Source organism: Thalassotalea agariperforans (assembly GCF_053470345.1).
Genome location: NZ_JBQMWH010000012.1, coordinates 99,633 through 110,594, shown reverse-complemented (window position 1 = coordinate 110,594; position 10,962 = coordinate 99,633). Strand labels below are relative to the sequence as shown.

The window sequence follows — 10,962 nt, the reverse complement described above, 5'->3', positions numbered from 1 at the left end:
AATTTAATTGCAATACGCCCCCATGGATGGGGAAGGTAGAGCGACGTTTGAACCAAAGCCGAGGCTCGCTATTGGCGCTTAAATTTGCCTTGTACTAAGAAAAAACATCAAGCTAGAATAGAGAAAACATCAAAATATATATATTTCATATAGTTAGCCAATTTCTTATCCCGAGTTCAGGTTAGTTAATAAAAACGCCGTTATTGGCGTTTTTTCAATAACAACCAGGCATTGGTATAATCGGGTAAGTTTTTATTGGCTTGATGATAATCAGCCCAGCCTTGGTAACTGCCTGCTAATAAATCCAGTTGAAATAAATTATCATCAAAGGCACCACCTTGATCCGCTAACACCCCTAAACGAACAAAGTCAGCAGCTTGTTTTGTGCTATTATCACTACCACTTACGAGGAATAACTGACCTAAGCCTAATTGTTTAACATTACCAGCAAAGCTCACTTGTGGTTTAAGCGCAATTTTACTGGCAAGATCTTTACCATATCCCATAATGCTTGGTACTTCAGCAAAGTACCAATAACGCGCTTGGGCACTTTTACCTATGGCATAGTCATATGCAATACCATTATTACGATGAACATTAAAATAGCGGATATTACCATTAACATTTAATACGCCTGTTCCCTGCAATAATACATCATGTAACGCTTCTTCGGTGATCCATACCAGTGGCTGTGCTAATTTTTTAGCCGATAAAACCCCAGAAATAACTTGTTGTCGCGTGAATTGATAGCGGGTTAAATCAGCTTTTTTTTGCTCAGCTTGTTCAAGTGTTAAGTCTTGTTCATCAAACGGTAAACTATACAACGCTTGATTATACTGTTCTGTTTTTATTGGGCTGCCGGTTAATAATTTCGTGTAATATTTAGTTAAAAATATTTTTTGCTCAGGGATAGCCATTAACATTTGAGCTTTACGCTGGTTGGTACTTTTTTTAGCTATCGCCTGCGCCGTGGCTTGATCGGGTAACCAACGATAAATATCAAAATGCTCAGTTAAAAAGTTTATATTGGCTAAACGGTTTATATTACCGTTAATTGATTTTTGTTGTTGATCTTGCTGATAAGTTGCACAAACAAACGACAAGGTTGCTTTTATCCGCGCATTATTACTAAAGGGTAATAAATTTTCGCCGCCATGTACGGCAAACGTATCATCAGGGTAGCGATCAAGATAAGCCAGCATTTTATCGGCGACATCACATAAATGAGCATAATTAATTGCTGTCAAATTAAGTGCTTTCAATTGCTCGAATTCAGCAGGAGTAACGAGAGAAAACTGTGCTTTTGCCGAGCTTTCCATGGCAGAAAAAAGTGATAAAAACAAAATAAACAATAAAATAAAAGTGCGCATAACCAATAAAATTTAACAAGATTTGAGGATAATATACCACGCTAAAACAACAATTCCTGCTAACCGTCACGACTTTCGAAACAACAAAGCCCGACACTTCCTTTTAACTCTTGATATAATCAAGGCATTATCGATTAATTTTACTTGCTGCCGGTTATTATACTTGTGAAAAACTTTTTAACATTATTGTGTTACCGTTTGTTTTTATTACTGTTAACACCGCTAATTTTACTTTTTCTGCTATTGAGATCGCGTTCAAACCCTGCCTATCGCCAACGCTTAAATGAACGCTTTGGTTGGTTAAATCAGTCGTTTCAACAACAAGGTATTGTTATTCATGCTGCTAGTGTCGGTGAAGTATTAGCCTTAAAAAACTTAGTAGAAAAATTATTACTCGCCTACCCTAATATACCAGTAACTTTTACCACCTTTACTCCAACCGGTTCTGAACAAGTGATAAAATTATTTGGTGATCGGGTGCAACATTGTTACCTCCCTTTAGATATTTTATTTGCAACAGAACTGTTCTTACAAAAGCTACAACCAAGCCTAATGATTTTTATGGAAACAGAGCTTTGGCCTAACCTTGTTGCCCAAGCCAATAAACGTAATATAAAGTTACTGCTGATCAATGGCCGGATTTCAAATCGTTCCATCAAAAGTTATAAAAAACTCACTTGGTTATTCGCGCCATGTTTACAAAAGTTCAACGCTATTTTGAGCCAAAGTACCGACAACCAAAACAACTTATTAGCCATTGGTGCACAAGTTGAGCAATGTCGAGTTTCCGGTAATTTAAAATACGATATGTTGGTGTCAAATGAAGTGCAAAATAAGCAAACGGAATTGAATAACTTGTTAGCAAAAAATAAAACCTATTGGGTTTTCGCTAGCACCCATCAAGGTGATGAACAGCTTGCATTAGATGCTTACGCTCGCTTAAAGCAACAATATCCTGACTTATTGCTGGTACTTGTTCCACGTCATCCTGAGCGTTTTAATAACGTCACCGAGCTTGCTCAAGCCCAAGGCTTTATTACCCAAACACGTAGCAGCCTGCAAGCTGTAAACGACAATTGCCAAGTATGGGTTTTAGATAGCTTAGGTGAATTAATGGCGCTGTATGGCCTAGCCGATATTGTTACCATTGGTGGCAGCTTTAGTGCCATTGGCGGCCATAATCCGCTAGAGCCGGCTTGGTTTAAAAAACCCATTATTGTTGGCCCTAACATGGCAAATTTTACTGATATAATGCAACAAATGTTAAACCATCAGGCGTTAATTCAATTGCCTGAAAGCCAAAACATCAGTGCAGCATTAAGTGATGCGGTTACCAAGCTACTAAATAACAGCAGCTTAGCGGCACGTTATGGTGAGCAAGCACATCAGGTGGTAAAACTTAATCAAGGCGCGGTTGATAAAACCTTGCTAGAAATTGCTTTATTAACCTGAACTCGGGATAAGAAATTAGCTAACAATATGAAATAAATATACTTTATGATATTTCACATATTCTAGCTTGATGTTTTTTCTTAGTACAAGGCAAATTTAAGCGCCAATAGCGAGCCTCGGCTTTGGTTCAAACGTCGCTCTACCTTCCCCATCCATGGGGGCGTATTGCAATTAAATTTAACGCTGTAATAAGGAAAAACAGCTGCTAGAAAGCAAGTTATTATCCCGAGTTAAGGTTTATTAATGAATAAGTGAATAAACAAGCTTTTTAAAGCTGAAGTTTGACCTCAACTTAAGTGACCATCACAATAAACTCATTACCTAAGTAGCGAATTTTTGTAATTAATTTTTAATAAGGCTAAATATCTTGAACCCAGCTGCAATTGTAAAGCCCAGTTTAGAAAAAAGTGCTGAAAAAGTATTTCAGCAAGGCAATTGTTATTGTGTTTTTAATAGTGAGCAACTTGCTGATTTTACTCCACAAATGTTATCACCTGACTATTGGCAACATCAGCAAGCAATAGAAGGCTCTGCCCAAGGCCGAGGCACCACCTACTTTGTAAAATACCAAGCGCAACATTGGGTGCTGCGTCATTATTATCGTGGTGGTTTGATCGGTAAACTCAATAAAGACAGCTATTTATTTACCGGTTATCACAATACTCGTGCAGCACAAGAATTTACCTTGTTAACAACCCTCAAAAAGCTCAGTTTACCGGCACCACAGCCCATTGCATATCGGGTGATCAAACAAGGGCTGTTTTATCACGCCGATTTATTATCAAGCCGTATTGAAAACGCCCAAGATCTCGTTGCCATCTTACAACAACAAGCTTTAACGGAGACAATATGGTTCAATATTGGAGTGATGATCAGTAAGTTTCACCAACATGGTATTTATCATCACGATCTCAACAGTCATAATATTTTATTAGATCAGCAAGAAAAGCCTTGGCTGATTGATTTTGATCGCGGAGAGCAACGACAAGTAGATAAACGTTGGCAAGAAAACAACTTAAACCGCTTATTACGTTCATTTAGAAAAGAAAAGGCAAAACTCAGTACTTTTCATTGGCAAGAAAAAAACTGGCAAACGCTGTTAAACGGTTACCAGTCTCTTTAGTTTTAGATTATTAACCTGAACTTGGGATAAGAAATTAGCTAACAATATGAAATAAATATACTTTATGATATTTCACATATTCTAGCTTGATGTTTTTTCTTAGTACAAGGCAAATTTAAGCGCCAATAGCGAGCCTATTGCAATTAAATTTAACGCAGTAATAAGGAAAAACAGCAGCTAGAAAGCAAGTTGTTATCCCGAGTTCAGGTTTATTAATCTTCTAGCTTATCTAGCTTAGTATTATGCGGCCACTAAGGATTCTTGATAGCGCTGCTGATACATCTCACGCGCTTTTAAGAACTCAGGTAATGCTTCTTTAGTGGTATAAGGTTTAATAATGACTAATATTTTCAACACACCTTCATAAAAGACCGAGGCATCAATTTCTGGATTTACCCGTTGCGTTTGATAAAAGCTTAACCAGAACGTATTTACCAAACGTAAAATACTCACTAAATCGGCTAGTTCATCATCAGCAAATTGGATCATGTTTTCATCGCGCAATGACAACATCATTTTAGCAACACGATCACCAATAGCTTCTTGTACTTCAACATACTTTTCACGTAAATCAGGATTTTTATCTAACAAAACCGGTAAGTTAGCGTAGAAAAACCGAAACTTAGACATCACATGAAAAACCGTATCCAAATAAGAGATAATTGTATCTAACGGCTTAGCTTCAGGTGAAACGGTAGGGAAAGTGTCTAATAATAATTTGCGGGCATATTCTTCGTAAATACAAAAGATGATGTCTTCTTTATTACGAAAATGATAATAAAGGTTACCTGGGCTGATACCTAAATGGGCAGCAATATGATTAGTGGTAACGTTCCTTTCACCCTGCTCATTAAACAATGCAATACTTGCGTGTATTATTTTGTCGCGTGTTTTCATGGTATCTATTTTATCCTTACTACCGATAACTTTTCTTTATCATACTACCAAAAAAGCGCTAACGAAAAGCCTTTTCGAGTAAATACTTTAAGCCTTAGTTATTTTAGCGAATAGATGTTTTGAAAATCAAGCCAGACCGACATACAATACTGTTCATAACTTTATGAAAAATTAAGAATTATTATGGGTGTAACAGCTATTTATCCGGGTACTTTTGACCCTGTAACTCACGGACATACTGATATCATTGAACGTGCCAGCAAACTATTTGGGCGCGTAGTTATTGCGGTAGCGGCAAGTCCAAGTAAAAAGCCACGTTTTAATTTAGCTAAGCGTGTTGAGCTATTAACACATGTCACCGCACATTTGTCGAATGTCACGGTTGTTGGCTTCAGTGGGTTATTAGCTGACTTTGCTAAAGAGCAAAATGCCACAGTATTAGTCAGAGGGTTACGCACCGTTGCCGATTTTGAATATGAATATCAATTAGCGAATATTAATCGCCAGCTTAATCCGCAACTCGAAAGCGTGTTTTTAACCCCGGATCCCGCTTATTCGTCAATTTCATCAACCATAGTTAAAGAAGTGGCTTTACATGGTGGTGATATTAGTCCGTTTGTTGATCCTACTGTGAAGCTAGCATTTTCTGAAAAATAAGTACTTATTGATTCCACGGCATTCTAGCAAGTAGCATAGCCATGCCGCACGAGTTAGTAATGCCGGCAAACATTAGTCCTGCTCCAACAAAGGCAGATATACCGTAAAAATACGGATGCACTAAGCTACCAAGAATAACCCCTGTTACGGTTAATGCACCGGCCGCTATTCGTACTTGCCTTTCAAGTGATATCACCTGACTTTTACCTTGAATTGTTGTTAAACCCGACATTTTTAATTGATTTAAACCACCTTCAATAATCACTAAGTCATGTGTTAATTTTGAAGATAATTTATCAACTGCCATTTCCGCACGAACGCCACTTTGGCATAACAAATAAACTGGCTCATTCGTATGGCCGTGTTCAGCTAATGCACTTTGACAACGCTCAGGTGTCAACGCTTGTATTGGCAAAACTATACAGCCAGCAACTGATTCATTAGCAACTTCAGCGGCAGTTCTTAAATCAATGATCGTTTTTTGCTTTGTTGGTAGCTTCATAAATTCGCTTGCTAACATTCGTGTTACGGCCATAACCTCACCTCTTAAATTCATTGATTATAAAACGTTGTCTGAAAACCTTATTCAGGACAATATATTGCTTTTAATGTCGCGATCAGTTGCAACACTTTGTCATCCGCTAAACGATAATAAATCGTTTGCGACTCTCGTCGTGTTGTTAATAAATTAGCCGCTCTCATTTTTGCTAAATGCTGTGATAGGGCTGATTGACTTAACGGTACTTTTTTATTTAATTCATTTACAGATAGCTCTTCAGCACCAAGACAACAGCAAATCATTAACCGTTTATCGTTAGCAAGTTGCTTTAATAAGTTAGTTGCAGCCTGTGCATGTTCAGCTAGTTTTTCTATTTCCATATAAACACCTCGACATACATTAGAATATTCTAATGTATATAGATTAGCAAATACTAATATAATAAAGCTTAGATTAATATTTGCTATAAAATTAAATTAATATAACGGAATAATTAAATGAAAAGACTAGAATATCGAACCAAAGCGCCATTTAATTTTTTTGACACTTAGGACAATAAACAGAACTACGATTTGACTGTCGAATTTCAATCAAGGATGTTTCACAAACCACACAGTTTTCACCACCACGGCCATAAACGTTCAACGACTGAGCAAAATAACCAGGTTTGCCGTCAGCTTGAGTAAAGTCTTTTAAGGTTGTACCGCCTTGGGTAATCGCTGCAGCTAGTACCGCTTTAATGGTATCAGTTAAATTATTCAAACGACGTTTACTAATACTACCAGCAGCAGCAGTTGGTCGAATTCCCGCTAGAAACAAGGCTTCATTAGCATAAATGTTACCCACACCAACAACTACCGGATTATTCATAATAAAGGTTTTTATCGGCGTTTTACGGTTCTTAGCCATCTCAAATAAATAATCATGAGCAAAGTCATCGGTTAATGGCTCGGGTCCTAGCTTTGTTAGAATACCTTGTTCATCAACATGCTCCGGTAACCATAAAACCGCGCCAAAACGACGAGGGTCATTTAACCTTAAAATAGTGCCATTGGTGAACACAAGCTCAAAATGGTCATGTTTTATGACCTCAACATCCTTATTAACAACTCGAATAGTACCTGACATACCTAAATGAATCAGTAAACTGCCCGTGTTAAATTTAAGAATTAAATACTTAGAGCGACGCTCAACCGATAGCACTTTTTGGTTTTTTAATGTTAAGACCGCTTCAGGTATTGGCCAGCGTAATTGCCAAAACCGCACAATAACCTCAGCAACGGTTTGCTCAACAATATGGGGGCTAATACCTAAACGGCATACTTCAACTTCGGGTAATTCAGGCATTACATCATCACTTCATTTGGAATAAGTTGAGAAAAGATCGGAGCCGCAACGCTGAGCCACTGATCACTGCTTTGTTTATAAATTATTAACTCTTGTTCACTAGGTAATAACATAAAGTATTCATCGATATCTTGGCCAGCTAACACCACAGAAACCACTATTGCCTTAGTTTTATCAAGTACTTCAGGTTTTGTTATTTCTGTGCCTGACACTTGATGCCAGGCGGACATCATCGCACTAAGCGGTTGGCCTTCGATAACGTTAGGCATCGAACGCCATGTTTGACCGATACGTTCAATATGAGTTTGCTGATTCACCGTTAAAGATAAAATTACCGCATGCTCGGCAATTAAAAACTGCTCGGTATGCTCTGGCGTAGTATTCATGAAAGTGTTTTTCTGGGTTAAATTAATTAATAAAATAAACCCCATTACCGAAAAAATAATGACATTGTTCCAGCCACTACGAGAAAGTTTGATCACTTGTTTTGCCCCAGAAAATAAATAATACCAATCCGTATAAGAAAGTGCTCGCTATAGATAAACCATGACAAAAATAGAATAGCAGAATGAAAACCTAACAGATACGGCTATGATACTGGATTTTAGGCAATAAAAAACCCAGCAATTGCTGGGTTTTTGAAAGTTTGAAATAAAGATTACTTAATTTTAGCTTCTTTATAAATCACGTGTTGACGGATTCTTGGGTCAAACTTTTTGATTTCCATTTTTTCAGGCATGGTTTTTTTATTTTTATCTGTAGTATAAAAATGACCAGTGCCTGCACTAGAAACTAAACGAATTTTATCACGCATGATGATTCCTTAGATTTTTTCGCCACGAGCACGAATGTCAGTTAATACTGCATCGATGCCTTTTTTATCGATAATACGCATTCCTTTCGGAGTTAAACGTAATTTAACGAAACGATTTTCGCTCTCAACCCAAAAACGGTGAGATTGAAGGTTTGGTAAAAAACGACGACGAGTCGCGTTTCTTGCGTGAGAACGATTGTTCCCAACAACTGGTTTCTTGCCTGTTACTTGGCAAATTCTAGACATGTGAGTCACTCCAATAAAAAATTTCAGCTCGAGCTATCTTGCCCCAAGGCCGTCGCCACGGGATCCTGAAAAAGGTGGCATATTATAGAGAAACTAAAATACTATTGCTAGTCTTTATCTCCTTTATCTACTAATACATTATATTTTATAACAATATCAATAATATACAGAATGAAAAAACAACTTATTGGGGCTATTTACTACTGATTTTTCGGCTATTAAGCCATCAAATTGCTGATTACACCAGCAAAATCTATTCAACTTTTGATTCTAACAAAGCTTTTAATTTTTCATCATCATCTAGTTCAGCGAACTCAGCAATTAAAATCCGTAAAATATGCGATTTAGCCAGCTTACTTTCTTTCGCTAGGTCATTTAATTGCTTAAAGGTTTGTTCATTAAAAGTAAAAGTTGCATGACGAAATAATTTTTTTTGTGCCGCTTTTTTTTGGGCTTTTGCTTTTTTAGCTAATCCAACGGCTTTTTGTACGGCTAATTTGTTATCTTTACCCGTGGTGACAATTTCAGGCATTCCCTTGGCGTAATTTTCAGCATCATCAATAAACTCATCAACGGTAAATTTTTTCTTTTTACCGTTGTTAGAGTTCGACTTTTTTAAATCAGCTAAACTCATGTGAGTTATCCGATTTAATAGCTAAAATTTCTTCTGCAATCGCAATGATTTCTTGTGCTGCTTTACCGCCAGGTTCATTTTCTAGTACTGAAGAGCCTTGTTCTTCACTATCATCATAAATATTACGACTAAAAGTCACGTTGTCTAACACGTTAATACCGTATGAGCGACAAACGTCTTTTGCTTCCAGAATACGGCCAGCTTGATTAGGTAAAGATGGGCATTGAGTGATGACAAATGATGCCATTAATTTAGGATTAACCATTTTACACGTACTTAACATATCTTCCATATGCTCAACCGTTTTCAGATCTCGACGTTTAGGTCTTAATGGAATAATCGCATGTTCAGCAACCGACATCGCAGCGCGTAGTGCTAAGTTATCTTGGCCACCACAATCAACAATCACGTAATCGTAATGCTGCTTTAAACTCAATAAGTCATTACGGATTTTACCGTAGAGTTGAATACAATTAATAGCTGATAACGACGGGTCACTATTACGAGCCTGTATCCAATCAGAGGTCGTTCTCTGAGGGTCACAATCTACCATTAACACAATCGCTTTTTTATCTCGAGCAAAGTACACCGCTAAGTTTTGAGCTAAACAACTTTTGCCGCTACCACCTTTCTCTCCGCCCACTAAAATCATCATAATGTAAAGTCCTTTACTTTCTCTCTAGCACTGAACTTTTTAAGTATAGTGCAAATAAAAATATCGACATTAGTCGATAAGTTTTAAAGCGATTTGATAACAACCGCTAGCTTGTTTAACACATCGTAACACTTTGCCATGTAAACGCTGACTTCTAGGATCAGCCGCTTTAAAAATAACAATTGCATTGGTGTTAACTGGAATTTCATCATCACAGTCAGCTCTAACACCGCCTCGTGAAAAATCCAAGCAGGTAATTTTTTTACTATATTCTTCGCCGTTTTGATCTTGCCAAATAAGATCTATCTGCTCTTCTTCCATATCAATTCTAAAAAATTGACGACGTTCGTTATCTTGTATACTACTCTCAGACATAAGCAATCCCTGTATTAATATAATCTTTTTTATTTGCTATAAATTACCGCTAGAAACAACTAGATGCAAGTATTACAAATAACCCACTATCATATTTAACGTTAACGACTTGATTTATTAATATCAGGTTAACATCTCATCTCGTTGGCTTACTTAAGTTTTCAAAGTAATAGTTAACACTTAGCTTAAATTTCACCGTGTTCAGCAAACGAGTAACAATAATTACCAGCAATAATGCAATGATCTAATAAGCGCACATCAATCAAACTTAAAGCCTGAGCTATTTTATTGGTGATTTGTTTATCGGCAATACTCGGTTCTGCTACTCCTGATGGATGATTGTGGCAAAGGATCACCGCCGCCGCTTTGAATTTTAATACCTGTTCAATGATCACCCGTGGATACACTGCTGCAGAATCAATTGTGCCATAAAACAAACGCTTAAAAGTTAACACTTGGTGTTGGTTATCTAAAAATAGCACGGCAAAAACCTCTGAAGTTTCCGCTTTTAATTCCGTGATTAAATAATCACGAGTTGATTGTGAACTAGTAAGCGCTTGCCCTTGTTGTAATTGCTCACTTAAATAACGCTTCGACATTTCTAAACAAGCTTGTAACTGAACATATTTCGCCGTGCCTAAACCATGGGCTTGGCAAAATTCACTTAAACTGGCTTGATAAATAGCTGAAATACTACCAAAGGTTGATAATAAATTTCTCGCCAGATCTACCACATGGCAACCTCGAACACCGGTTCGTAAAAATATCGCTAATAATTCAGCATCACTTAAACTTGCTGAGCCTTGTTGTAATAATTTCTCCCGTGGGCGCTCGTCACACGGCCAATCCTTTAGCATGTTTGCTCCTTAACTAAACGTTCTTTTAGTGGTAAT

15 protein-coding genes are annotated in these 10,962 nt (G+C 37.2%); 3 read left to right on the top strand and 12 right to left on the bottom strand.

The window, feature by feature from the left end:
- Positions 1–200 precede the first annotated feature (200 nt).
- Entirely contained in the window at positions 201–1,370 is a 1,170-nt protein-coding gene (locus tag ACSLUO_RS14450; protein ID WP_448249501.1) for an MltA domain-containing protein, read from the bottom strand.
- 165 nt (positions 1,371–1,535) lie between these two features.
- Here ACSLUO_RS14450 and waaA point away from each other — a divergent pair, with 165 nt between their 5' ends.
- Together waaA and ACSLUO_RS14440 are read left to right on the top strand one after the other, a co-directional pair.
- Complete coding sequence (waaA, locus tag ACSLUO_RS14445; RefSeq protein ID WP_448249499.1) at positions 1,536–2,822, top strand: lipid IV(A) 3-deoxy-D-manno-octulosonic acid transferase; 1,287 nt, start codon at positions 1,536–1,538, stop codon at positions 2,820–2,822.
- Positions 2,823–3,189: 367 nt separating this feature from the next.
- A complete protein-coding gene (locus tag ACSLUO_RS14440) occupies positions 3,190–3,945 on the top strand; it encodes a 3-deoxy-D-manno-octulosonic acid kinase (RefSeq protein ID WP_448249497.1) in 756 nt (251 codons plus the stop codon).
- A gap of 240 nt (positions 3,946–4,185) precedes the next feature.
- Here the strand turns inward: ACSLUO_RS14440 and ACSLUO_RS14435 are convergent, their stop codons facing one another.
- Entirely contained in the window at positions 4,186–4,842 is a 657-nt protein-coding gene (locus ACSLUO_RS14435) for a TetR/AcrR family transcriptional regulator (protein WP_448249495.1), read from the bottom strand.
- A 183-nt stretch (positions 4,843–5,025) separates the two neighbouring features.
- Here ACSLUO_RS14435 and coaD point away from each other — a divergent pair, with 183 nt between their 5' ends.
- Positions 5,026–5,499 (top strand): pantetheine-phosphate adenylyltransferase, encoded by a 474-nt coding sequence (gene coaD / locus ACSLUO_RS14430; RefSeq protein WP_448249494.1) that lies wholly within the window; start codon positions 5,026–5,028, stop codon positions 5,497–5,499.
- Between the two features lie 4 nt (positions 5,500–5,503).
- Here coaD and ACSLUO_RS14425 read toward each other — a convergent pair whose 3' ends face one another.
- The 10 genes from ACSLUO_RS14425 to radC all read right to left on the bottom strand — a co-directional run bounded on the left by ACSLUO_RS14425 (position 5,504) and on the right by radC (position 10,926).
- Positions 5,504–6,034: a rhodanese-like domain-containing protein gene (locus ACSLUO_RS14425; protein WP_448249492.1), complete on the bottom strand. Its 531-nt coding sequence runs from the start codon at positions 6,032–6,034 to the stop codon at positions 5,504–5,506.
- A gap of 47 nt (positions 6,035–6,081) precedes the next feature.
- A complete protein-coding gene (locus ACSLUO_RS14420) occupies positions 6,082–6,378 on the bottom strand; it encodes an ArsR/SmtB family transcription factor (protein WP_448249491.1) in 297 nt (98 codons plus the stop codon).
- A gap of 151 nt (positions 6,379–6,529) precedes the next feature.
- Entirely contained in the window at positions 6,530–7,345 is an 816-nt protein-coding gene (gene mutM, locus ACSLUO_RS14415) for a bifunctional DNA-formamidopyrimidine glycosylase/DNA-(apurinic or apyrimidinic site) lyase (protein ID WP_448249489.1), read from the bottom strand.
- Complete coding sequence (locus ACSLUO_RS14410) at positions 7,345–7,827, bottom strand: hypothetical protein (RefSeq protein WP_448249487.1); 483 nt, start codon at positions 7,825–7,827, stop codon at positions 7,345–7,347. The genes mutM and ACSLUO_RS14410 overlap by 1 nt, the downstream gene beginning before the upstream one ends.
- Before the next feature lie 176 nt (positions 7,828–8,003).
- Positions 8,004–8,159, bottom strand: coding sequence for a 50S ribosomal protein L33 (gene rpmG, locus ACSLUO_RS14405; RefSeq protein ID WP_126670413.1), 156 nt, complete (start codon positions 8,157–8,159; stop codon positions 8,004–8,006).
- 9 nt (positions 8,160–8,168) lie between these two features.
- Complete coding sequence (rpmB, locus tag ACSLUO_RS14400; RefSeq protein WP_448249485.1) at positions 8,169–8,405, bottom strand: 50S ribosomal protein L28; 237 nt, start codon at positions 8,403–8,405, stop codon at positions 8,169–8,171.
- Positions 8,406–8,658: 253 nt separating this feature from the next.
- The gene (locus tag ACSLUO_RS14395) at positions 8,659–9,039 is read right to left on the bottom strand and encodes a hypothetical protein (protein WP_448249484.1); all 381 of its coding nucleotides are present in this window, start codon (positions 9,037–9,039) and stop codon (positions 8,659–8,661) included.
- A complete protein-coding gene (locus ACSLUO_RS14390) occupies positions 9,026–9,694 on the bottom strand; it encodes an AAA family ATPase (protein ID WP_448249483.1) in 669 nt (222 codons plus the stop codon). The genes ACSLUO_RS14395 and ACSLUO_RS14390 overlap by 14 nt, the downstream gene beginning before the upstream one ends.
- Before the next feature lie 69 nt (positions 9,695–9,763).
- On the bottom strand, positions 9,764–10,069 hold the full coding sequence (locus tag ACSLUO_RS14385) for a PilZ domain-containing protein (protein WP_448249482.1): 306 nt from the start codon (positions 10,067–10,069) through the stop codon (positions 9,764–9,766).
- A gap of 185 nt (positions 10,070–10,254) precedes the next feature.
- Positions 10,255–10,926, bottom strand: coding sequence for a RadC family protein (gene radC, locus ACSLUO_RS14380; protein WP_448249481.1), 672 nt, complete (start codon positions 10,924–10,926; stop codon positions 10,255–10,257).
- Between the last annotated feature and the right edge of the window lie 36 nt (positions 10,927–10,962).